At 70.1% G+C, this 21,832-nt stretch carries 23 protein-coding genes; 17 read left to right on the top strand and 6 right to left on the bottom strand.

Translation table 11 applies throughout. The features are described 5' to 3' along the window. The first annotated feature begins 164 nt into the window (after positions 1-164). The 3 genes from OG885_RS24740 to OG885_RS24750 are packed head-to-tail and all read left to right on the top strand — an operon-like array spanning position 165 to position 2,793. Positions 165-767, top strand: coding sequence for an aerial mycelium formation protein (locus OG885_RS24740; protein WP_405735077.1), 603 nt, complete (start codon positions 165-167; stop codon positions 765-767). A gap of 45 nt (positions 768-812) precedes the next feature. Beyond that, positions 813-1,532 (top strand): HAD family hydrolase, encoded by a 720-nt coding sequence (locus tag OG885_RS24745; RefSeq protein WP_405735080.1) that lies wholly within the window; start codon positions 813-815, stop codon positions 1,530-1,532. A gap of 4 nt (positions 1,533-1,536) precedes the next feature. Then, positions 1,537-2,793: a GNAT family N-acetyltransferase gene (locus OG885_RS24750; RefSeq protein WP_405735083.1), complete on the top strand. Its 1,257-nt coding sequence runs from the start codon at positions 1,537-1,539 to the stop codon at positions 2,791-2,793. Positions 2,794-2,957: 164 nt separating this feature from the next. On the opposite strand, the gene OG885_RS24755 is transcribed toward OG885_RS24750, so the two are convergent. Beyond that, positions 2,958-3,143, bottom strand: a complete 186-nt coding sequence (locus OG885_RS24755) for a hypothetical protein (RefSeq protein ID WP_405742856.1) — start codon at positions 3,141-3,143, stop codon at positions 2,958-2,960. A gap of 223 nt (positions 3,144-3,366) precedes the next feature. Between OG885_RS24755 and OG885_RS24760 the strand changes: the two genes are divergently transcribed. Then, positions 3,367-4,206, top strand: coding sequence for a winged helix-turn-helix domain-containing protein (locus tag OG885_RS24760; RefSeq protein ID WP_405742857.1), 840 nt, complete (start codon positions 3,367-3,369; stop codon positions 4,204-4,206). A 17-nt stretch (positions 4,207-4,223) separates the two neighbouring features. Here the strand turns inward: OG885_RS24760 and OG885_RS24765 are convergent, their stop codons facing one another. After that, entirely contained in the window at positions 4,224-4,361 is a 138-nt protein-coding gene (locus OG885_RS24765; protein ID WP_405735086.1) for a hypothetical protein, read from the bottom strand. Positions 4,362-4,459: 98 nt separating this feature from the next. Between OG885_RS24765 and OG885_RS24770 the strand changes: the two genes are divergently transcribed. From OG885_RS24770 to OG885_RS24795, 6 genes are all read left to right on the top strand, one after another. Then, entirely contained in the window at positions 4,460-5,338 is an 879-nt protein-coding gene (locus OG885_RS24770; RefSeq protein ID WP_405735089.1) for a GntR family transcriptional regulator, read from the top strand. Between the two features lie 39 nt (positions 5,339-5,377). Next, positions 5,378-6,076, top strand: coding sequence for an HAD family hydrolase (locus tag OG885_RS24775; protein ID WP_405735091.1), 699 nt, complete (start codon positions 5,378-5,380; stop codon positions 6,074-6,076). Between the two features lie 196 nt (positions 6,077-6,272). Continuing rightward, the gene (locus OG885_RS24780) at positions 6,273-7,160 is read left to right on the top strand and encodes a winged helix-turn-helix domain-containing protein (protein WP_405735093.1); all 888 of its coding nucleotides are present in this window, start codon (positions 6,273-6,275) and stop codon (positions 7,158-7,160) included. Between the two features lie 79 nt (positions 7,161-7,239). Further along, positions 7,240-8,487 carry a phosphotransferase family protein gene (locus tag OG885_RS24785; protein ID WP_405735095.1) on the top strand — a complete coding sequence of 416 codons (1,248 nt, stop codon included), beginning with the start codon at positions 7,240-7,242 and terminating at the stop codon, positions 8,485-8,487. Next, a complete protein-coding gene (locus OG885_RS24790; RefSeq protein WP_405735097.1) occupies positions 8,481-9,248 on the top strand; it encodes an HAD family hydrolase in 768 nt (255 codons plus the stop codon). Before OG885_RS24785 ends, OG885_RS24790 begins: the two co-directional genes overlap by 7 nt. Then, entirely contained in the window at positions 9,205-10,290 is a 1,086-nt protein-coding gene (locus OG885_RS24795; RefSeq protein WP_405735099.1) for a phosphotransferase, read from the top strand. The genes OG885_RS24790 and OG885_RS24795 overlap by 44 nt, the downstream gene beginning before the upstream one ends. On the opposite strand, the gene OG885_RS24800 is transcribed toward OG885_RS24795, so the two are convergent. Beyond that, complete coding sequence (locus tag OG885_RS24800) at positions 10,279-11,298, bottom strand: zinc-binding dehydrogenase (RefSeq protein ID WP_405735101.1); 1,020 nt, start codon at positions 11,296-11,298, stop codon at positions 10,279-10,281. The two genes, OG885_RS24795 and OG885_RS24800, sit on opposite strands and share 12 nt — an antisense overlap. Positions 11,299-11,429: 131 nt before the next feature. On the opposite strand from OG885_RS24800, the gene OG885_RS24805 reads away from it, so the two are divergent. The 5 genes from OG885_RS24805 (at position 11,430) to OG885_RS24825 (ending at position 15,916) form a co-directional block, all read left to right on the top strand. Further along, positions 11,430-12,038: a TetR/AcrR family transcriptional regulator gene (locus tag OG885_RS24805; RefSeq protein ID WP_405735103.1), complete on the top strand. Its 609-nt coding sequence runs from the start codon at positions 11,430-11,432 to the stop codon at positions 12,036-12,038. A gap of 72 nt (positions 12,039-12,110) precedes the next feature. Beyond that, positions 12,111-14,159: a HelD family protein gene (locus OG885_RS24810; protein WP_405735105.1), complete on the top strand. Its 2,049-nt coding sequence runs from the start codon at positions 12,111-12,113 to the stop codon at positions 14,157-14,159. A gap of 78 nt (positions 14,160-14,237) precedes the next feature. Further along, positions 14,238-14,717, top strand: a complete 480-nt coding sequence (locus tag OG885_RS24815; RefSeq protein WP_405735107.1) for a helix-turn-helix domain-containing protein — start codon at positions 14,238-14,240, stop codon at positions 14,715-14,717. 82 nt (positions 14,718-14,799) lie between these two features. Beyond that, on the top strand, positions 14,800-15,474 hold the full coding sequence (locus OG885_RS24820; RefSeq protein ID WP_405735109.1) for a hypothetical protein: 675 nt from the start codon (positions 14,800-14,802) through the stop codon (positions 15,472-15,474). Positions 15,475-15,604: 130 nt separating this feature from the next. Further along, positions 15,605-15,916, top strand: coding sequence for a DUF2516 family protein (locus tag OG885_RS24825; RefSeq protein ID WP_405735111.1), 312 nt, complete (start codon positions 15,605-15,607; stop codon positions 15,914-15,916). Positions 15,917-15,960: 44 nt separating this feature from the next. Here OG885_RS24825 and OG885_RS24830 read toward each other — a convergent pair whose 3' ends face one another. From OG885_RS24830 to OG885_RS24840, 3 genes are all read right to left on the bottom strand, one after another. Beyond that, a complete protein-coding gene (locus OG885_RS24830; protein WP_405735114.1) occupies positions 15,961-17,289 on the bottom strand; it encodes a PP2C family protein-serine/threonine phosphatase in 1,329 nt (442 codons plus the stop codon). Positions 17,290-17,559: 270 nt separating this feature from the next. Beyond that, positions 17,560-18,633, bottom strand: coding sequence for a C40 family peptidase (locus tag OG885_RS24835; protein WP_405735116.1), 1,074 nt, complete (start codon positions 18,631-18,633; stop codon positions 17,560-17,562). 170 nt (positions 18,634-18,803) lie between these two features. Beyond that, a complete protein-coding gene (locus OG885_RS24840; RefSeq protein ID WP_405735118.1) occupies positions 18,804-19,601 on the bottom strand; it encodes a class I SAM-dependent methyltransferase in 798 nt (265 codons plus the stop codon). 356 nt (positions 19,602-19,957) lie between these two features. Between OG885_RS24840 and mshA the strand changes: the two genes are divergently transcribed. Together mshA and OG885_RS24850 are read left to right on the top strand one after the other, a co-directional pair. Then, complete coding sequence (mshA, locus tag OG885_RS24845; protein WP_405735120.1) at positions 19,958-21,295, top strand: D-inositol-3-phosphate glycosyltransferase; 1,338 nt, start codon at positions 19,958-19,960, stop codon at positions 21,293-21,295. Further along, the gene (locus OG885_RS24850) at positions 21,288-21,821 is read left to right on the top strand and encodes a YbjN domain-containing protein (RefSeq protein WP_405735122.1); all 534 of its coding nucleotides are present in this window, start codon (positions 21,288-21,290) and stop codon (positions 21,819-21,821) included. Before mshA ends, OG885_RS24850 begins: the two co-directional genes overlap by 8 nt. Positions 21,822-21,832 lie beyond the last annotated feature (11 nt).

The following is a 21,832-nucleotide window of genomic DNA, read 5'->3' on the forward strand; positions in this document are numbered from 1 at the left end:
ATCATGCCGTTCACCCCGCCGGTGAGGTTCTGCCTGCTCTGCGCGGTCTTTCTATTTGATCCTTAACCCCCCATCCTGGGCCGATCGGGGGCACTCGGTCACATAGCGGCCACTCGAGATGGCACGATGCTTCCACCAGCCGGTCGAGGGGACGGTAGAGGCGCATGAGCACACCGAGTACCGGGCAGCCTCCGAGGCCTGTCCCGTTGACCTGCCCGGGCGATCCGGACGGTCACCGGCCGCCCGTTCAGCGCACGGACAGTCCGCTGCTGCACCCGGACCCCCCTGCGTACGACCTGACCGCCTTGAGCCTGCCCGAGCTGCGCACACTGCGCCGGGAGGCCCAGCGCGACGAGGCCGACCTCAGCTATGTCCGACGGCTCCTGCAGGGCCGTATCGACATCCTGCGCGCCGAACTGGCCAGGCGGTCACCGGCGGGCGCCGCCTCCGTCGTCGATCGTCTCCCGGAGATCCTCACCGACGCCCCGGCCCGTCACCGCTCCTCCGCCCGCCATGTCACCCTGGGCACGCCCTACAGCGAGGAGTATCGGCTGCTGGCCGCCGAGATGCTCGCCGAGGTCGAGCTGTCCGACCTGGACGCGCGCACCGACGTGGAGCTGAACACCGCGATGGGGCGGCTCGTACGGTACGAGCAGCAGGTCTCCCGGCGCCGGCAACGGTTGCAGCGGACGACGGACGAGTGCAGTGGGGAGATCGCGCGCCGGTACCGGGAGGGCGAGGCACAGGTGGACGATCTACTGACCTGAGTCCGACCCCTGGGCAAGCCTCACGGGAGGGCTGACACTCTCCTGGTGACTTCTGACGCGACGCGGTCCGAGAGGGAACAGCTGCGGGACCTGGTCGGTCGCGCGCGGGTGGTGCTCTGGGGTTTCGACGGGACGGTGTGCCGGTTGTTCGCCGGACGGTCGGCGGAACAGGCGGCCGTGCGACTGGGGACATGGCTGGAGGCGCAGGGCTTGCCCGGCCTTGCCACCGATGACCGGGGGATGCTCCGGCCGGATCTCGTCTTGGACGCTCTGGACGCTCTGGGCGCCCACAGGGCCCCCAGCAGTGACCTGGTCGCGGAGCTGGAAGAACGTCTCACCGAGGAGGAGTTCCGAGCCGTGTGCACGGCGATGCCCATTGCCCACTCGGACCCGTTGATCCGCACCTGGGTCGCGATCGGTGCTCGGATGGCCATCACGTCCAACAACTCCGCGAAGGTGATGCGCGCCTACCTGGAGGGCCGAGGCCTGCTCGGCTGTTTCGCCCCGCACATTTACGGCCGTCCCCACGACTTCCGCCTGGTCGACCCACACGTTGTCAGCCGGGTCCTCAACGCGTTGGGCGCCGCCCCCTCCGACGCGCTGGTGATCGGCGGCAGCCGCTGGCACCTCCTCGCCGCGCAGAAGGCGAGGGTTCCTTCCCTCGGGTACGCGAACAGGGAGGATCGTGCGGAGTTGCTGCGGCAGGCGGGAGCGGAGATCGTGGTCAATTCCCTGGAACCGGTCCGCGCTGCTCTCCTAGCGTGACCCCATGACCCACCTGCACACCGATATCGACGTCCGCCCGATCACCGAAGACGAGTTCCCGGACTGGCTGCGTGCCGTCAACACCGGCTTTCTGCGCCGGCCCGTCGCCACCGAGCTCGAGATCAGCCACCGCCGTGCCCAGTTCCAACCCGGCCGCTATCTGGGTGCCTTCGACGGGGATCGCTGTGTGGCCACCTTCAAGTCCTTCGACCAGCGCCTCACGGCAGTCGGCGGCGTGGAGGTCCCCGCGGATGCCATCACCGGTGTCACGGTCACCGCCACACACCGCCGCCGCGGCCTCCTGACCCGCATGATGACCCGGGATCTCACCGCGGCCAAGGACCGTGGAGACGTCGTGGCCACTCTGATCGCCGCCGAGTATCCGATCTACGGCCGGTACGGCTTCGGCCCCGCGACCTGGACGACCGAGTGGACGATCGACGTTCTGCGCACCGGTCTCGACCCGCGCCGTTCGGGCCAGGACGAGGCGGGCGGCCGCATCGACCTGGTGGACGGCGCGGACGTGCGCAAGTTCGGCCCGGAGTTGCACGCGCGTCTGCGTGCGGTCCAGCCGGGTGCGGTGAGCCGCGATGAGCTGTGGTGGCGGGTCAACACCGGTGTCGTACGGTACGACGACACATGGACCGAGCCCTTCTACGCCGTGTACCGCTCGTCGGCCGGCGAGGTCGAGGCCCTGGCCGCGTACACCGTGGACGACAACTGGCACGACAAGCAGCCACACAACACGGCGTCCGTGAGGTGGCTGATCGGAACGAGCCCGGCCGCGGAGCGGGCGTTGTGGCGCTACCTCTGCTCAATCGACTGGGTGACGCGGGTCAAGAGCGGTTGGCGTGCCCCCGACGACCTGCTCCCCTTCTTTCTGCCGGATCCGCGGGCGGCCAGGATCACCTGGCAGGCGGACTGGATGTGGGTGCGCATCCTGGATGTCGTACGGGCCCTGGAGGCGCGGACGTATGCGGGCGACGGCACGTTGGTGCTGGAGGTGACGGACCGAGCGGGGCTCGTGGGCGGGCGGTATCTGGTGGAAGCCTCGCCGACGGGAGGGACGTGTACGCCGACGAGCCAGAGTGCACAACTCACTCTGGATGTAGGGGAGTTGGCGGCACTCTGGCTCGGGGACGAGTCGGCGGTGCGACTCGCGTCGCTCGGGCGGGTTCAGGAAGAACGAGCGGGCGCCGCCCGATCGGCCGACGCCCTGCTGCGTACGTCCAGGCGGCCTTGGTGCCCGGACATGTTCTGAGGCCCCCTTCGTCGACAACGGTTGGACTGTTCATCCGTAGCCGTGCTCTTCAGTTGTGGCTGTACCGGTGAAGCTCTTCAGTTGTCGGTGTTCAGTTGTGACTGTGCAGACTGGCCGGGCTCCCGGCTCCCCTCCGGAAGGGAGCCCGGCCAGCCGGAACGGGGTCAGCCGGGCTGGGTGAGCAGCATCGCGAGGATGACCGCGCCGATGCTGCTGATCGCAGCGCTCCTGGCCTTGAGGCCGATGGACAGGATGACGATGGCGATGATGCCCATAGGGCCGTACCGCCACTGGATGAGCTGCTCGAAGCCGATGGCGAACGCTGCCATGGCGACGGCGAGGATGGGCATGGGGCGCATGGGGCCCGTCCTTCCGAAAAGTGCCAACTATCGGAAAGTGCAACCATGTTGAGCAAGTTGGTTACCAACTTACTCCAAGTTGCGGCAAGTTGGAAGCGCGTAGCAACCATCTTTTGAACAACTGCCCGAAGATGGTCGGAAGTTGTAATCTTCCGATGTGGACAGGGAAGATTCCTCCCGCGACGGGCGGACAAGAGCACCGTCGCCCCGCGAGGTGGCCGACGAGCTGCGCGGGCGGATCAGGTCCGGTGTGCTCAGGCCTGGCCAGCGCATGCCGACCCAGGCGAAGTTGGCCGATGAGTTCGGCGTCGAGCGCGGGGCGGTGCGCCAGGCTTTGCGGATCCTGCAGGCGGAGCATCTGCTGAGCAACGTGTCCAAGGGGAGCCCGGCAACCGTGGCCCCGGACTCGTACCCCAACGGGGTTCCGGCCGGCCCCGGAACCCCGCCGCAGCCCACGATGGTGTCTCTGGCCCCGCGCACGGCGGCAGCGTTCGCGGCCCCGCATGTCGAGATCGATGCCCTGTGCCTGACCGCGGTCTCCCTCAACCTCGCGATAGGCGAGCCCTTGCGGCAGATCCACGCGGGCCGGCTGAAGCCGGACAAGATCGATGTGCGCATCCTGCTGCCGAGCCGGGACATCGACCTCGCCTTCCCGGCGCCGGTGTCCGCCTCGACGGACGGGCGGGTGCAGCGCCGATGGCTGGCCCAGCGCAATGCCCAGGGGCAAGTGCTGCGGCACAACCTTCTGGCCCTTCGGTCCACGCACGGCATCGACGTGCGCGTCTCCTTCCGCGCCCTGCCGTTCACTCCGCCTGTGAAGCTGTATCTGCTCAACGGCTCCGAAGCGCTCTTCGCGTACTACACACTCACTCGGCGTGAAGAGGAGATCGACAACGAGAGCCTGGAGCTGTACGACACCCTGGGCTCGCAGTCCATGCTGTTCCGCTTCGAACAGACCGCCGGGCTGCGGGACACCACGTTCGTGGAGCAGTCCCACCTGTGGTTCAACGCGCTCTGGGAGACCATCAGCAGCGAACTCGCGCTGACGAACTGAGGCCGGCCGCGGCCCGGTCACAGCGCGGGCCTGGTGAACAGCGCGGCGAGCGCCAGCGCGCCCACGGTGCTGCACGTGTGGTTGCGTGCCCTGGCCCCGAAGGTGAAGAGCGTCAGCGCGACGAGGACTGCGAGCACTTGGACGATCACGGGCATGACGGTCCCTCCTCCACCAGAGATTGCTGCCACCCCGAACGGGTCGGTCGACGGCAGCTTCCGAACGACTCCCGGCGAATGCGCCGGAGTTGTAGCGTTTGGTCGTGACTCAGGAGAACGTTGCGGTGAACGGCGGCAGAAGGCTCTCGCCCCAGGAGATCGCCGACGTCCTGCGGAATCGGATCCGCACGGGCGACCTCAAGGCGGGGGACCGGCTGCCCACCCAGGCCGAACTCGCCGAGGAGTTCGGCGTGGAGCGGGGCACGGTGCGGCAGGCGCTGCGCGCGCTCCAGGAGGACGGGCTCCTGAGCAATGTGAGCAAGGGGAGTCCGCCGCGCATCGCGCAACCGGCACCGGTGAGGGGGACGCCGCAGCCGACGATGGTCTCGCTCGCGCCCAGGATGACCGAGGCCTTCTCGGCGGCACGGGTACGCGTGGACGTCGTGAGCCACACCGCCGAGACCCTGATGCTGGCCCTCGGCGACGCGCTCCGTCAGATCCACGAGGGCCGGATCCGCCCTCAGTCCATCGAGTTCCGCATCCTGCTGCCGTCCCGGGACATCAACCTCGCCTTCCCGGTCCTGGTGGAACGTGATGGCGACGAGGACCCGGTTCACCAGCGCTGGCTGCAGATGCGCAACGCCCAGGCCCACGTACTGAAGCACAACCTCAACTCGGTGCGCTCCACCCACGGCATCGACGTCAAGGTCACCTTTCGTGCCCTGCCCTTCACTCCGCCGGTCAAGCTGTACCTGCTCAACGGGGCCGAAGTCCTGCTCGGCTACTACATGCTCGAACGCCGCGAGGAGGAGTACGAGAACCAGACCCTCCAGATGTACGACGTCCTTGGCTCCCGCTCCGTCCTCTTCTCCTTCGCGAAGGAAGCGGGCCAACGCGACGCGGCGTTCGTGGAGGAGTCCCAGAAATGGTTCGACGCCCTCTGGGAAACCGTCACCACCGACCTGACCCTCTCCTAGCTCCGGCGGCGTGCGCGTCCCGTAGCGCAGACTGAGTCGGTGACCTCGCACACGGAGAACCTTCAGGATCTGATCACCCGCGCGCGCTATGTGCTCTTCGACTTCGACGGTCCGATCTGCCGAGTCTTCGCCGGCCACTCGGCGGACGGCGTGGCCCGCGGGCTCGTCGAGTGGCTGGACGCGAGGGGGGAGGGGGGCCTGCTGACCCCCGTGGAGCGGCAGACGACAGACCCCTGGGACGTGTTCCGGGCGGTGGGGCGCAGTCGGCCAGGGAGCGACCTGGTGGCCGAACTCGAGGAGCGGCTCACGCGGGAGGAGCTCAAGGCGGTCTCGTCCGCCATGCCTACGGCCTTCGCCGATCCGCTCGTCCGGACCTGGCAGGCGCGCGGCGCACGGCTTGCGGTCACCACGAACAACTCCCCCCGGGCTGTATGGAAGTACCTCAAGGGGCGGAACCTGGGCGAATGCTTCGCGTACGTCCGCGGACGGACCAGCGACCCGGACCTCCTCAAGCCCGATCCGCACTGCCTGCTGCGGGCGCTGGAGGATCTCGGCGCGGAGCCCTCGGACGCGCTGATGCTCGGTGACTCGCCCCCGGACGTCGAGGCCGCCCGGCGAGCGGGTGTCGCCTTCGTCGGCTACGCGCGCAACGAGCGGAAGGAGAAGGAACTGCGCGCGGCGGACGCCGCGAACATCGTGGGCTCCCTGCTGGATGTCGTGGAGCCGCTCAGGCGTTGAGCGGTCCGCAGCGGTCGGTGCTGCCATGCTCGTCACTCCCTTCACCGTCATCAGTCCTACAACTTTCCGTCCAATTTGATTGACGACCTGACTGGTTACTTCCCAAGTGGACTGATCGCCTAACTTCTTGACTGATAAGGCTGGTTGGATGCCTGGGGCCAGGTCGATTTGAGGCTATGAGGGGTACGATCGCGGCGTGGAAGACGAGCAGGGCCGAGACGAAGCGCGGCGAGACGTAGGCGGACCCGAGTACTCGCGGGTGCACAGTGAACTGATGGCCCGCATGGCCAACGGGACGTACGGTCTCGCCTTCCGCCTGCCTTCGCAGGAGGCCCTCGCGACGGAGTTCCACGTGTCGCGGGACACCGTTCAACGTGTGATGAAGACGCTGGTCAGTGAGGGCTGGGTCGAGACGCGGCAGGGCAGCGGGACGCGCGTGATCCGATTGCCGCCGCGCATTCCGTCTCTCGGCGGGCAGAGCGTGACGTTGAGCGACCTCATGAACAAGGCGTTCGAGGAGGCCGACGTCACGCTGGACGTCTTCACCCTCACCTCGGAGTCGCTGGCCCACCAGATCCACACACAGGACGAGCGGATCCGTGGCGGCCTGTACCCGCGGCTGCGGAGCCTGTCCCTACGCATGCTGCTGCCTGCCGAGGACCTGGCGGAATGGCCGTACCCGAAGGCGAAGGAAGCGAACGCGAGCGACGACGCGGCGCTCCGGGAACGGCTGTTGGAGACCACGCGCAGGAACACCGCCTGGATCCAGGACAAGCTTCTGGGGCTCCAGGCCGAGAGCCGGGTGTCGGAGGTGGAACTCCAGATCCGCCATATGCGGCTCATGCCGACGCACAAGCTGTACCTCGTCAACGGAGCGGAGATGCTCCTCGCTCCCTACGAATTGGTCCAGCGGCCCATTCCGCTGCGGACGCGTAAGGAGGGCGTGGAGGCGATCGACGCCCTGGGTGTCGGCGCCGCCTTCGCGCACTTCGTCAAGGACGAGAACCCGGCCTCGCAGGGCTCCGGAACGGTGAGCGCCTGGAAGAGCTGGTTCGACTCCTTGTGGAACATGCACGCTCAGTAGCCCGCAAAGCGCCAGGGAATCCGTCCATATGCTGACATCGCACCATGCTCTTGTCCTCGGAGGGCTACTCTCTGCCGCCATGGCGTTCCAACTGCACCGCCAGGCCCACCAGTCACTGGTGCGCCGCTTCGCGCGGAGCCGCTGTGCGGCGGACGACGGGATCGTTGCCGACGGTTACCACCACACGGTCCAGATCCGGGAACTGCGGTTGCCGCTCGGCCTTCTGTTGGGGAAACGGCCCAGCACCCTCGGAGTCTTCCGTACTCCCCAGGGGGATGCGATCGCGATGGTCCCGCGGATCTGGACCGACGAGGCGAAGGTCCTGCGCACCGTGCGCTCTCACCTGCCGGACGTGCCGCGCTGCCTCGCGACGGTCGGCACCTCCACCTTGGTCGGCTATGTACCGGGGAGGGTGCTGGCCAACGAGGTACCGGAGGGAGGGTTCTACGGCACGGTCCAGATGACGAAGGTGGCCGACTTCTTCGTGGCCCTGGCCGGGGTGCCGAAGGACGACATCCCCGGGCTGCCGGCCGACTGGCCCAGCGACGGCGACTGCCAGGGATTCCTGGAGAGGCTGGCCCGGTTCAGTATCGAGGTGGTCTATCGGCCCAACCTGGACCGGTTCGGCGCGCTGTTCGACGGGGTCGGAGCTCCACAGAACGCCGTAGAACGGTTCCTGCCCGGCGTCGTAAAGCTCACCAAGCGCCCCTTCAGCCTGCTGCACACGGATGTCCATCGGGGCAACGTCGTGGTCTCGCCGCGGAAGAACGGGGAGCGGCTCATCCCCATCGACTGGGAATCCGCCCTGTACGGCGACCCTTTGCACGAGCTGGCCACCCACCTGGTCCGGATGCGCTACGTCGATGTGGAGCGGGACGCGATGATCGGCCACTGGGCGCGGGCGATGGGCCCCCGTCACCCCGGCGCGATCGTGGGCCTGGAGGAAGACCTGCCCACGTACATGGCCTTCGAGCGCGTCCAGTCGGTGTACCCCGACGTCATGCGGGCCGCGCTCCGGCTCCTGAAGCAGGAACCCACCGAGGAGAGGTTCGCCAAGGCCGCCGGCGAGGCCTGCCGTGCCGTACGGGTGGCCAGGCAGGCGTTGGGGCTCGGGGAGTCGCCGGTCGGTCTGCCCGAGGCTGAGGCGGCGTTGCGGCACTGGCGCGACGAAGAGCGGCGGGCAGCGCTCGCCTGTGGGCATGGAGAGGGAGCGAGCGAGGCAGACGGCACCCGCACGCACGGGCACCGCGGACCGGGAGCGGTGAGCGGCCTGCTGGGCGGAGTGATCACGACCGCACTGACCCTGGGGCCGGTGATCCAGTGGTAGCCGCGGCGCGGGCTCTGCTCGCCGGGGCCCGGTGTGTCCTCTTCGATTTCGACGGCCCCCTCTGCCGGCTGTTCCCCGGGGATTCCTCCAGGCAGGTGGCCGACGCGCTCCGTGCCATCGTTCTCGCCGCCGAGGTCCCGGAGCTGCTGTCGGAGGACGAACGGGACAGCAAGGACCCGCACTTGGTGCTGCGTGCGATGCACCGCGCTCGGTGGGGAGCGGAACTGGACGCCCTCGGCGTCAAGGACGGAGACCTCCAGGACCTGGTGGTACGACTGGAACGGCGCCTGACCGAAGGGGAGATGGCCGCCGCGTCGACCGCGCCGCCGCCTCCCGCGGACACGCAGGAGTTCGTCCGCGGGCTGGCCGGGCGCGGGGTCCGACTGGCCGTGGTCACCAACAACGCCCCGCAGGTCGCCGATCGTTATCTGCGGCTTCACGGGTTGCGCGAGTGCTTCGCCTTCATCCACGGCCGCACGACTGATCCCGACCTGATGAAGCCGCACCCCGATGTCCTGCGACGGGCCCTGCGGGATCTGTGCCTGTCGCCGAAGGACGCGGTGATGTTCGGGGACACGGATGCCGACGTCGTGGCGGCCCGAAGGATGGGTGTCCGGTTCATCGGGTATGACATGGATCCGTCCCGAAGTGCGGGGGCGGAGGTCGTGGTTGAGGCGTACGCTCCATTGCTCGGTGTGATGGGGGAGAGGGATGCCCATGGGCCCGGAACTCGTGTCGGGAGCGAGGCAGCGCGCCGATGAGCTGTCGGGTGATGCTTCGGCCGTCCGGGGGCCGCTGAAGGGATATCACCACGAGACCTACGTCCTCCCGCTGCCGGGCGCGACGGGCGCCATCAAGGTCCGGGAACCGCGTGAGGAGATCCTGTGGTTCGACCGGCGGTGCTTCTCCTCGGAAGAGGAGCTTCTGGAATCGCTGCAGGGGCACATCGACGTCATTCCCGATGTCCTTGACATCGGGGGCATGAGGTTCCAGAGGTTTGTCGAAGGAAGCGTTCTCCCCTCGCGCGCTTGGGCGGGACGGCGCTTGCCCGACGCGGTCTTCGGCCAAGTGCTGGAACTCTTCCGGCAGATGGTGAGGATCACCCCGGACATGTTGCCGGTCGAGCGGCGCTGTGAGGCTCGCGACCGCGGCGAGGACGGCGATACCAGTGGCTTCCTGGAACGCCTGATCATCTTCATGGAAGAGCGGGTCTACCAGAGGAACCTTGCGGAGTTCGGGACTCTCTTCGAGGAACTGGGCGTCGGCGGCGAGTCGTTCATCCGCCTGAGGAAGAACGTCGGCGCGCTGACAGAGCGCCCCTTCTGCTTGCTGCACGCGGACCTGCACCGCAAGAACCTGATCGTCGACCCCATGGGCCGGCTCTGGGCGATCGACTGGGAGTTGGCGGTGCTCGGGGATCCGCTCTACGACCTTGCCACCCACCTGTACCTGATGCGGTATCCGGCCGACCAAGCAGATCGCATGGCCGAGGAGTGGTGCCGGATCGTCGAGCGCATACGCCCCGGCAGCTCGGCCGGCTGGTATGACGACCTGCCACGGCTCCTCGACTTCAAGCGGGCGCAGTCGGTCTTCACCGATGTCATCCGGGTGTCGTCGTCGCTGCACCACGGACCGGGGTTCGACCGGCTGGCCCTGGCCCGCGCCGCCCGGACGCTGCGGAGGGTGCTGCGCGCCGCAGAGGAGCCCCTCGATCTGCTGTGGGTACCGAGTGCCTCGCAGATCGCGAGGTCGCTCCTACGGCATCAGAGACATGAAGGGATCCGACGCCCCTCAGGCTTCTAGCAGCACCTTCCCCACCACCCCCCGCCCCTCGATCCGCGCATGCGCCTCCCCGGCCCGCTCCACCGGAAACACCGCCCCGATCACCACCCGCAACCGCCCCGCCGCGGCCTCTTCCAACGCCCGCGCCATGAGCCGTCGCACCTCCGCCGGCCCGAACTGCACGTCCCCGATGCCGAACACCTTGATGCCCCGCCGCTCGGCCTCGGCCGTGTCGACGGTCGCGAAGCCGCCGGTCGGCGCGCCGTGGGCCGAGAACCGTCCGCCGTCCGCCGTCAAGGCGAGGGCCGCCGCACCCAGTTGGCCGCCCACCCCATCCAGGACCACGTCCGCCCCGTCCCGGCGCATCGCCTCCCGCACCCGTTCTCCACCCATCGCCTCCCGCGCCCCGTCCGCGCCCATCGCCTCCCGCACCCGTCCCAGCCAGTCGTCGTCCGTGATGTCCACCGCGGCCGTGGCCCCCAACTCCCTTACCAGTGCCAGCTTTTCCGCACCCCGGGCCAGGGCCGTCACCCGGGCGCCACGGGACCGCGCCAGCTGGACGAGCAGCGTGCCCATCCCGCCCGACGCGCCCAGGACGAGCACCTGGTCGTCGGCGGTGACGGCGGTCAGGTCCAGCAGGCCCGTCGCCGTGACGCCGTCGTGGACCAGGGCCGCCGCGGTGAGGAGGTCCAGGCCGGCCGGGACCGGCGTGAGGGAGGTGACCGCTGCCGTGGCCTTGGACGCGTAGCTGCCGGTGACGTGGGAGGCGACGCGGCGGCCCAGCCAGGCGTCGTCCACGTCCGGACCCACCGCGGCGACGACTCCGGACACGCCGCCGCCGGGGACGTACGGCGGTGTCGTCGGGAAGTACTCGCGGCCCCAGCCCGTGCGCAGTTGTGCCTCCACGAAGATCGTGTCGGCGTACGCGACCTCGATCAGTACCTCGCCCGGGCCGGGAACCGGGTCCGGGAGGTCCACCGGGACCAGCATCTCCGGGCCGCCGAACCCCTGTACCTGTGCCGCTCGCATGATCTGCCCCCATCGTTCGTCGTCGACGTGTCCGTGCGGGCAGTCTTCGACCTCGACCGGACTTGAGGTCAAGGGCAACCGGGGCAGGGGCGTCGAGGGGTCTGTGCCGCGGCGCCCTTACGCTCGACCCCATGGACGAGATCGGGCTGCGCGAACGCAAGAGACAGCGGATGTACGAGACGGTCTCCGAGATCGCGATCCGGCTCTTCCTGGAGAAGGGCTACGACGCCGTCTCGGTCGCCGAGATCGCCGCCGCGGCCGAGATCTCCAAGCCGACCCTCTTCCGCTACTTCCCGGCGAAGGAGGATCTCGTCTTCCATCGCATCGCCGACCACGAGGACGAGGCCGCGCGGGTGGTGCGGGAGGGGCGGGGAGCGCCGCTGGAGTCGTTGCGGCAGAACTTCCTGGAGGGGGTCGCGCAGGCCGATCCCATCACCGGGGTCAGCGACCACCCCGCCGTCCGCGCGTTCTACGAGCTCCTCTACGGCACGCCCGCGCTCGTCGCCCGTATGTACGTCCACCTCGAACGTTCCGAGGAGGCCCTCGCCACGGCCCTCGGCGGTGACCTCGACGCGCGGCTGGCGGCCGGGCAGATCATCGCCGTACGCCGCGTCCTCGCGCAGGAGAACTGGCGGCGGATCGGAGCGGGGGAGCCCGTCGACGCGGTGCGGGCGGTGGCGCTCGGGGATGCCGAGCGGGCGTTCGATCTGCTGGAGGCGGCGTTGCCGCGGTACTCCTAGGCCCGGCCCAGGAGCGAGTGATACTCGGTAAAAAAATTAACTCGGTTACGTTATGCCGGTAGGCTCGGTCCCATGACCTCACCCCACCCGGCCGCCCTCCCCTCCCTCCACGCTCTCCCCACCCTTCCCACCCTCCCCCTCGAACGCGCCCACCACGACACCTGCCGCGCCGCCCTCGCCGCCATGGTGGACGGCGCCCAGGAGCAGGTCGTCGTCGGTGAGAACGTCTCCGCCTCCGGGGCCGACGCCGAAGTCCTCGGGTACCAGCTGCGCAGCAAGGCCAAGGAGATGCGGGAGCTGCCCGAAGGGCCCTTGTTCTTCGGCCGGTTGGACTTCGACGGCGGTGAGCACGCCGGGCAGGCGTACCACGTCGGCCGGCTCCGGATCAGTGAGCATCCCGCCGCCCCGCCCCTCGTCGTCGACTGGCGCGCCCAGGTCTCCCGCGCCTTCTATCAGGCGAGCGCCCACGATCCGCAGGGTGTCGCCGTGCGGCGGCGGTTCGGGTGGGCGCCGGGCAGCAAGGGGGAGTCGCGGGACCTGACCGGTCACGAGGACGAGCACTTGAGCCGGGGGGAGGACCGCGCCAGCGACATCCTCGTCCGCGAGATCGAACGCCCCCGCGTCGGCCCCATGCGCGACATCGCCGCGACCATCCAGCCCGAGCAGGACGATCTCGTACGAGGGGACCTTGGCGTTTCCGTCTGCGTGCAGGGCGCCCCCGGCACCGGCAAGACCGCCGTCGGACTGCATCGGGCCGCCTACCTCCTCTACACCCACCCCCAGCGCATCCGGCGCGGCGGCATGCTGATCCTCGGGCCCAACCGCACCTTCCTCTCCTATATCGCGGAGGTGCTGCCCGCCCTCGGCGAGACCGGCGTACGGCAGTCCACGCTGCCCGAGGAGATCGGCCGGCACCCGGTCACCGGCCACGACGACGCACGCGCCGCCGCGCTGAAGCACGACCCGCGGATGGCGGAGGTGCTGCGGCGGGCGCTGTACGCGCGTGTGTCCGCGGCGCGGGCCGAGGAGATCGCGATTCCCGAAGGGGCGTACCGGTGGCGGGTGCCGGCCGGCGAGTTCGCGCGGATCGTGGCCGACGTGCGGGCCGAGGAACCGCCGTACGCCGTCGGGCGCGAGCGGGTGCGGACACGGGCGGTCGGCTATGTCCAGGCGCTGGCCGAGCGGCGGGCCGGGCCCCCGCCGCACGCGTGGGTGCGGAAGATGTCGACGGCGGTCAGGCCGTACGTCGACGCCGTCTGGCCGCGCGTGCGGGCGGAGGAGGTCGTCGCCGAACTGCTCGGGACGGAAGGGGTGTTGGCGGCCGCGGCCGATGGGGTGCTGGAGGACGAGGAGCAGCGGGTACTGCTCTGGGCCGGGCCGCCGCGGTCATGGAAGTCGGCTCGCTGGTCGGCCGCCGACCTCGTGCTTCTCGACGAGGTCGCGGGGCTGATCGAACATCCGGAGGGGTACGGCCATGTCGTCGTCGACGAGGCGCAGGACCTCTCCCCGATGGAGTGCCGGGCCATCGCCCGGCGAGTCGCCTTCGGCTCGTTGACCGTGCTGGGGGATCTGGCGCAGGGGACCACGCCGTGGGCGGCCCGCACCTGGGGTGCGCTGCTCACCCACCTTGGCCGGCCAGACGCCGCCGTCGTGCCGCTGACCACCGGGTTCCGGGTGCCGGAGGCGGTCGTAGGGCTGGCCAACCGGCTGCTGCGGCAGCTGGACGTCGACGTACCGGAGGCGCGGTCCCTGCGCGCGGACGGGGAGTTGAGGATCCGGGAGGCGGGGGACGACCTCTGCGGCGCGACCGTCGCCGCCGTGCGCGACGCCCTGGCCCGGGAGGGTTCGGTGGGCGTGATCACGGCCGCCGCGGACCTGCCCCGGGTGCGGGCGGCGCTCGACGCGGCCGGTGTCCCGGCGGCCGGCCCCGACGACCTGGGCGCCCGACTGACCCTGGTCCCGGCCTCGCTCGTCAAGGGCCTTGAGTACGACCACGTCGTCGCCGTCGAGCCCGCGGCGATCGCGGAGGCGGAGGAACGGGGGCTGCACCGGCTGTACGTGGTGCTCACGCGGGCGGTGACGGGGCTGGAGGTGGTGCATGGACGGCCGTTGCCGTTCTGACCGCCCCTGGGAGTGGCGTGGCGCACTTTTGCAAGCGGGTGCTTGCAACAGTTAGCGGTCGTGCGGCACAGTGGAGCCATGGCATCGCTGAACGTCGGCAATCTCGGTGAGTATCTGCGTGAACAGCGGCGCAACGCGCAGCTGTCGCTCAGGCAGCTCGCCGACGCCGCCGGGGTGTCCAATCCGTATCTGAGCCAGATCGAGCGCGGGCTGCGCAAGCCGAGCGCGGAGGTCCTCCAGCAGGTCGCCAAGGCGCTGCGGATCTCCGCCGAGACGCTGTACGTCCGGGCCGGGATCCTCGACGCGGAGCGGGACCGGGACGAGGTGGAGACGCGTGCCGTCCTCCTCGCCGACCCGACGTTGAGCGGGCAGCAGAAGCAGGTGCTGCTCCAGATCTACGAGTCCTTCCGCAAGGAGAACGGATTCGGGACCGACGCCGACCCCGGGGCCGTCGAAACCGACGGCACCACCGACATACAGGACCGCGGCGACGACGCCGCGCCTGGCACCCGCACAGCCGACGGCAGCGACGCCGATCCGCAGCAGACGGCCAGTTGAGGCAGCCGCCCGACTGAGACAGGGCCCACTGACCGCGGAACCCGAAACCCTCATCTGCAAGCGACCCGGGAGAACCATCACCATGGCCATCACCGACGACCTCCGTAAGACCTTCAGCGACCCCACCCCCCTCTACTTCGCCGCCGGCACCGCCGACCTGGCCCTCCAGCAGGCCAAGAAGGTCCCCGGCATCGTCGAGCAGCTGCGCGCCGAGGCCCCGGCCAAGATCGAGGCCGTCCGCGGCACCGACCCCAAGGCCGTCCAGGAGAAGGCCGCCGCCCGCGCCAAGGAGGCCGGTGCCAAGGCCAAGGAGGCGCAGGAGTCCCTCCAGGCCAAGGTCGGCGAGTTCATCGCGAGCCTCGACGGCGACATCAAGAAGCTCGGCACCACCCTCGACGCCGATCTGAAGAAGTTCGGCGAGAGCGCCCAGGACTTCGCCCTGCGCAGCGTCGGCGTCGCCGCCGAGTACGCCGTGAAGGCGCGGGAGACCTACGAGAAGGTCGCCGAGCACGGCGAGCAGGCCGTGAAGACCTGGCGTGGCGAGGCCGCCGAGGAGATCGAGGAGCTGGCCATCGCCGTCGAGCCGAGCGCCGAGCCCGTCGAGGTGAAGAAGGAGGAGCCCAAGCCGGCTCCGACGCCCGCCGCCGCTCCGGCTTCCGCGTCCGCCGCAGCTTCGGCGCCGGCCAAGAAGACGGCCGCCAAGAAGGCTCCGGCGAAGAAGACCACCGCCAAGAAGACGACGCCGCCCGCGAAGTAACCGACGGGCAGCTGGACAACGGGCCGGGCACCTCGGGGGTGTCCGGCCCGTTGTACGGGTACGGTGACCGCGTAATGACGAGCCGAGTCAGGTGGTGGATGTTGTGCTGATGTTGGGCTTCGCGGGATTCATGGGGCTGCTGAAGATCGTCCTCATGGCCCTTGCCGCGTTCGGCCTCTTCGATGCGGCGTTCAGGCGGGAGGACGCGTTCCGCGCTGCCGACAAGCAGACCAAGGTGTTCTGGCTGATCATCCTGGCCATCGCGCTCGCGGTGAGCTACCTGTTCTCGATCCTGTCGTTCCTGCCGATCATCGGCGTGATCGCGAGCATCGTCTACATCGTGGACGTCCGGCCCGCGGTCAAGCAGGTGTCGGGCGGCGGTGGCCGCCGCGGCGGCTCCAGCAGCGACGGCCCGTACGGCCCGTACAACGGAGGCCGCTGACCGTCGTGCGAGCGACTGCATCCGGCCCGTCCGAGCACGCCCGACTACGGCAGCCGATCCAACAACACAACCGCCACATCATCGGCCAACTCGCCCCCGTTGAGCTCCCGCACCTCGTTCACGGCAGCCCGCAACAACGCCTCGCCCCGCAGCCCTTCCCCGAGCTGTCGGCGCACCATCTCCACCATGCCGTCCTGCCCGAGCCGCTCCCGCCCCACCCCGATGTGCCCCTCGATGAGCCCGTCGGTGTAGAGCATGAGGCTCCACTCCCGCCCCAGCTCCACCTGCATCCGCGGCCACCGAGCCCCGGGCAGCAGCCCGAGCGCGGGGCCGTTGTTGTCGTACGGCAGCAGTTGCGCCGGCCGCCCGGGGCGGGCCACCAGCGGCGCCGGATGCCCGGCGAGGCACAGCCCGGCCCGGCGGCCGTCCGGCGCGATGTCGACCGTGCACAGCGTCGCGAAGATCTCGTCGTCGGCCCGCTCGTGCTCCAGGACCTGCTGGAGCGTCCCCAGCAGCTCGTCCCCGCACAGCCCCGCGAGGGTCAGCGCCCGCCAGGCGATCCGCAGCTCCACGCCGAGGGCCGCCTCGTCGGGCCCGTGCCCGCAGACGTCGCCGATCATGGCGTGGACGGTCCCGTCGGCCGTGCGTACGACGTCGTAGAAGTCACCGCCGAGCAGGGCGCGCGAACGCCCGGGACGGTACCGCGCGGCGAACCGCAGGGGGGACCCCTCCAGCAGCGGTGTGGGCAGCAGCCCGCGCTCCAGGCGCCGGTTCTCCTGCGCCCGTACACGGCCCTCCGCGAGCCGCCGCTCGGCGGTGTCGGAACGTTTCCGCTCGACGGCGTAACGGATCGCGCGGCTCAGCAGCCGACTGTCCAGTTCGTCCCGGAAGAGATAGTCCTGGGCGCCCACGCGCACGGCCTCGGTGCCGCGCTCGGCGTCGCCGGAGGCGGTGAGGGCGAGCACGGCGTGCCGCGGGGCGAGCTGGAGCACGTGCTTGAGCACGGCGAGTTCGTCGTGGTCATCACCGCGCGCCGGGGCCGGCAGGGCCAGGTCGAGCAGGATGCAGTGGACGTCGTCGGTGAGCAGACGCTCGGCCTCGGTGAGATTGCGGGCCGTGCGGACGCGGATGGGGTTGCCGGCGGAGTCCAGGAGCTCGGGCACGAGCGTCGAGCCGCCGGGATCGTCCTCGATCACCAGCAGCGTCAGAGGAGTGCCGTGGTGCTTCTCGACCGTGCCGTCCTTACGCGGGGCCTCGTTCTTCGGAGGGCCGCCCAGAGGGCTGCCGACCGGGCCGCCGACTGCTGTCGCGGCCTGCGCCTGACCACCTTCCACGGCCGGGATCGCTCTCTGCCGCGGTACGGGTACGGGCATCGTCTTGGGTTCCTTCCCTCCCCCCGAGGGCATGGTGGGGCGAGGGACCTCGACCCACCGACGGGGACCATAGCGGTAGTCGGCGCCGCAACGGAATGGTGCACGGCACGCGGCTCGGCGGGCGGCCACTGTCATATGCCGCGTTCCCTACCGCAGTTGGACACCCTGCCCGAGGTGCGGGAATGACGAACGTCACGTCCGCACCGCGTTTGTACGACGCCCGAGGTGCCCTGCGTCACGTGACCCCGGTCTCAACCGCCCGCGACCGACTCACGCGTCAGGCCGCACCACCGCCAGGATCGGCATCGACCCGGCCCCCGCGATCGTCACCGTCCGTCCCGGCCGCGGGGCGTGCACGATCGCGCCGTCCCCCAGGTACATCGCGACATGGCTGGCATCGGAGTTGTAGATGATGAGGTCGCCGGGCCGCATGTCCTTGATGTCGATCTTCTTCAGCTGCTTCCACTGCTCCTGCGAGGTCCGCGGAATGGGCTGCCCGGCACTGGCCCAGGCCTGCGAGGTGAGCCCCGAGCAGTCGTAGGACCCCGGCCCCTCGGCGCCCCACTCGTACGGCTTGCCGATCTGCGAGGTCGCGTACTCCACGGCCTTCTTGCCCTGCGTGGACGCCTTGCCGTCGATCTCGGCGAGTATCCCGGAGTCGAGCCAGGCGGTCTGCGCCTTGTAGGCGGCCTGCTGCTCCAGCCGCGCCAGGCGCTCCTTCTCCTCCTTCTCCAGCTTGGACTCGAGTTCCTCGGCGGCGGCGATCTGCTTCTTGACCTTCTTCTTGGCGGCGGCCTTGGCCTTCCGGTTGGCCTCCAGCTTGTTCCACTGCGATGAGGCGTCCTCGGCGTACTGCTCCAAGTCCTCCTGCGTGCGGGTCATTTCCGCCAGCAGCCCCTTGGTGGCGCGCTGCCCCTGGAGCACCCGCCCGGCGCCGTTGAGAAAGTCCTCAGGGTCGTCGCTGAGCATCAGCTGCGCCTCGTCGGGCAGTCCGCCGCTGCGGTACTGGGCGGCGGCCGCCGCACCCGCCCGCTGCTTCAACTCGGCGAGCTTCTCCTGCCCCTTGACGATCTTCTTCGCCAACGCCACGATCGCGGCCGACTGCTGGTCGGCGGCCTCCTCGGCGGCGTTGTACTGATCGGTGGCGACGGCGGCGTCGTGATAGAGGGCGTCCAGCTGGGTGCGTACGGCCTCAAGGTCCTTGTTGGTCACGGGAGTGGCGGACGCCGAGGGCGTCGGAGTGGGGGTCGGCGCTGCGAACGCCGTACCGGGCGCCGCCAGCACAGTGACCGCACAGACCACGGTCACAGCAACAGTCACCAGCCCGCGCTTGCCCGCACCCATACCCCAGCCCCCAAACTGATTTACCGTCAGTAACTTACGGTCGCCCGGGGATCGTGCCATGGCGTGACAGAAAACGACAGAGGCAGTACGTCCCTCCCCCCGTTCCTCCCGCCGTAAGACGATCTCCCCGCCTTTGTGACGAACGACTCACAGAGATCGTTCCCCGCAGCTCAGCGACCCCGGGGCGCCAACGCCTCCCACGCCACGGTCACTTCCCCCTGCCGCCACCGCACCGGCCCGTCCACCACAGGCCAGTCGGCCCGCAACTCCCGCACGGCCCGCATCCACCGCTGCCGAGCCCCGTACGACGCATAGGGCGCGGCAGCGGCCCACGCCCGGTCGAAGTCCCGCAGAAACGCGTGCACCGGCTCCCCGGGGACATTCCGGTGGATCAGCGCCTTGGGCAGCCGCTCGGCAAGATCGGACGGCCGCTCCAACGACCCCAACCGCGCCGCGAAGGTGACCGTCGAAGGCCCCTCCACCCCGAGCGCGACCCACACATGCCGCCGCCCGATCTCGTCACAGGTCCCCTCGACAAGCAGCCCACCCGGCGCGAGCCGACCACAGATCCGCGCCCAGACCCCGGCCACCTCCCCCTCGTCGTACTGCCGCAGCACATTCGCCGCCCGCACCAGCAGGGGCCGCTCAACGGTCGGAATCTCGAACCCCCCGTGCCGAAAAACGAGCCCCTCCCGCTCGTACGGCTTGGCAGCGGCAACCCGCGCAGGCTCGATCTCCACCCCGACAACCCGCACACGCGGCGCGACGGTACGCAGCCGCCCCAACAGCTCGACGGCGGTCCAGGGAGCGGCCCCATACCCGAGATCCACAGCCACAGGCTCAACGGCCCGCCGCAGCTCGGCCCCATGAACGGCGGCGATCCAGCGATCCATGCGCCGCAAGCGATTGGGATTGGTGGTCCCGCGCGTAACAGTGCCCACAGGACGACGGGCGGCGCGAGAAGTCATACGTACGAGGTTATGCGGCACACGCGCGCGAACGGACCGGCACCCGGGCACGGCGGTGAGGGGACGTGTCGGGGGGTGTCCGCCCGCAGCGGTTGGCGCGTCAGCACGGGCGCCCTTTATAGGTGACCGATTCCGCGCCGTTCCGAGGACGGACACCCCCCGGCGCGGCCCCGCCCCCCACTCAACCCGAGCCGACCACAACGCAACGCAAGCCCGAACAGTTGAGCGACCCCCGGTAATGCAAGGGCAAAAACCCCCGCCCCTGGAATGGGAACCAGTCCCTCCGACGTTGCACCCCGGTGGAGGGCGCCCCACACCCTCCGTCCGGCATGCCCGCTGCAAGGAGGAAACGCCACGTGAGCCAGTACGTCAGCAGGCTCGGGCGTCGTTCCCCGGCCACGCCCCCGCGCCTCAGGCTGCACCGCCGCCCCCGCCGCGTGGCGATGCTCTCCGTGCACACGTCCCCCCTGCACCAGCCCGGCACCGGCGACGCGGGCGGCATGAACGTCTACATCGTCGAGCTGGCGCAGCGCCTCGCCGCGATCAACATCGAGGTGGAGATCTTCACGCGCGCCACCACGGCGTCCCTCCCTCCCACCGTCGAGCTCGCCCCCGGCGTCCTGGTCCGCCACGTCGACGCGGGCCCCTACGAGGGCCTCGCCAAGGAGGAGCTCCCCGCCCAGCTGTGCGCCTTCACGCACGGCGTGATGCAGGCCTGGGCCGGCCACCGCCCCGGCTACTACGACCTCGTCCACACCCACTACTGGCTCTCCGGCCACGTCGGCTGGCTCGCCGCCCAGCGCTGGGGCGTCCCCCTGGTGCACGCCATGCACACCATGGCCAAGGTCAAGAACGCCAACCTCGCCGACGGCGACACCCCCGAGCCCGCCGCCCGGGTCATCGGCGAGACCCAGATCGTCACGGCGGCGGACCGCCTCATCGCGAACACCACCGAGGAACGCGACGAACTCGTCCACCACTACGACGCCGACCCCGCCAAGGTCGCGGTGGTGCACCCCGGCGTGAACCTGGACCGCTTCTGTCCCGCCGACGGCCGCGCAGCGGCCCGTGCCCGCCTCGACCTCCCCCAGGACGCGCTCATCCCCCTCTTCGCGGGCCGTATCCAGCCCCTGAAGGCCCCGGACATCCTCCTGCGCGCGGTCGCCGTCCTCCTCGACGAGCGTCCGGAACTCCGCTCCCGCATGGTCGTGCCGATCGTCGGCGGCCCCAGCGGCAGCGGCCTGGCCAAGCCGGAGGGCCTGCAGAAGCTGGCCGCCCGCCTGGGCATCGCGGACGTCGTACGCTTCCGCCCACCCGTCGGCCAGGACCAGCTCGCGGACTGGTTCCGCGCGGCGTCGCTGCTGGTCATGCCGTCGTACAGCGAGTCCTTCGGTCTGGTGGCGATAGAGGCACAGGCGGCCGGCACCCCGGTCCTCGCCGCGTCCGTCGGCGGTCTGCCGGTGGCGGTCCGCGACGGCGAGACGGGCTTCCTCGTACGCGGCCACAACCCCGCCGACTACGCGCGCGTGCTCGCGCGCTTCGCCGACGACCCGCAACTGGCCTCCCGCGCGGGCGCCGCCGCGGCCCGGCACGCGCAGTCCTTCGGCTGGGACACCGCCGCGGCGGCGACGGCCGACGTCTACACGGCCGCGACCCAGGCCCACCGCCGTCACGTACGCTCCCACCATGGCTGACACGGAGAAAGCGGCGCAGGTAACGGAGCACGCGGCGCGCGTCATCGAGGCCGTCCTCAAGGACAACGAGCTCGACTGGGAGAGCCCCACCCCCGGCACCTACGTCGTCCAGCTCCCCGGCACCCGCAAGCTGAAGACGACGGTCTCCCTCCTCGTCGGCCGCCACTCCCTCTCCCTGAACGCCTTCGTCATCCGCCACCCCGACGAGAACGAGTCCGGCGTCCACCGCTGGCTCCTGGAGCGCAATCTCAAGCTGTACGGCGTGGGTTACGCCGTCGACCGCCTTGGCGACATCTACGTCACCGCGAAGCTCCCGCTCGCCGCCGTCACCCCCGAAGAGATCGACCGCCTCCTCGGCCAGACCCTGGAAGCGGCGGACGACAGCTTCAACACCCTTCTGGAACTGGGCTTCGCGACCGCCATCCGCAAGGAGTACGAGTGGCGCGTGTCCCGCGGCGAGTCGACCCGCAACCTGGACGCGTTCACGCACCTCACGCAGCGTCCGGCGGACGGCCCCTCAAGCTGACGTGGCGTACC

The organism is Streptomyces sp. NBC_00028 (assembly GCF_045041065.1).
GTDB lineage: Bacteria > Actinomycetota > Actinomycetes > Streptomycetales > Streptomycetaceae > Streptomyces.

Coding starts and splice junctions, on each gene's coding strand:
- OG885_RS24795 (WP_405735099.1), top strand. CDS start 9,205: ATGGGCCCGGAACTCGTGTCGGGAGCGAGGCAGCGCGCCGATGAGCTG.
- OG885_RS24755 (WP_405742856.1), bottom strand. CDS start 3,143: ATGCCCATCCTCGCCGTCGCCATGGCAGCGTTCGCCATCGGCTTCGAG.
- OG885_RS24835 (WP_405735116.1), bottom strand. CDS start 18,633: ATGGGTGCGGGCAAGCGCGGGCTGGTGACTGTTGCTGTGACCGTGGTC.
- OG885_RS24820 (WP_405735109.1), top strand. CDS start 14,800: ATGGCCATCACCGACGACCTCCGTAAGACCTTCAGCGACCCCACCCCC.
- OG885_RS24805 (WP_405735103.1), top strand. CDS start 11,430: ATGGACGAGATCGGGCTGCGCGAACGCAAGAGACAGCGGATGTACGAG.
- OG885_RS24840 (WP_405735118.1), bottom strand. CDS start 19,601: ATGACTTCTCGCGCCGCCCGTCGTCCTGTGGGCACTGTTACGCGCGGG.
- OG885_RS24800 (WP_405735101.1), bottom strand. CDS start 11,298: ATGCGAGCGGCACAGGTACAGGGGTTCGGCGGCCCGGAGATGCTGGTC.
- OG885_RS24740 (WP_405735077.1), top strand. CDS start 165: ATGAGCACACCGAGTACCGGGCAGCCTCCGAGGCCTGTCCCGTTGACC.
- OG885_RS24810 (WP_405735105.1), top strand. CDS start 12,111: ATGACCTCACCCCACCCGGCCGCCCTCCCCTCCCTCCACGCTCTCCCC.
- OG885_RS24785 (WP_405735095.1), top strand. CDS start 7,240: ATGGCGTTCCAACTGCACCGCCAGGCCCACCAGTCACTGGTGCGCCGC.
- OG885_RS24750 (WP_405735083.1), top strand. CDS start 1,537: ATGACCCACCTGCACACCGATATCGACGTCCGCCCGATCACCGAAGAC.
- OG885_RS24850 (WP_405735122.1), top strand. CDS start 21,288: ATGGCTGACACGGAGAAAGCGGCGCAGGTAACGGAGCACGCGGCGCGC.
- OG885_RS24815 (WP_405735107.1), top strand. CDS start 14,238: ATGGCATCGCTGAACGTCGGCAATCTCGGTGAGTATCTGCGTGAACAG.
- OG885_RS24765 (WP_405735086.1), bottom strand. CDS start 4,361: ATGCCCGTGATCGTCCAAGTGCTCGCAGTCCTCGTCGCGCTGACGCTC.
- OG885_RS24825 (WP_405735111.1), top strand. CDS start 15,605: ATGGGGCTGCTGAAGATCGTCCTCATGGCCCTTGCCGCGTTCGGCCTC.
- OG885_RS24830 (WP_405735114.1), bottom strand. CDS start 17,289: ATGCCCGTACCCGTACCGCGGCAGAGAGCGATCCCGGCCGTGGAAGGT.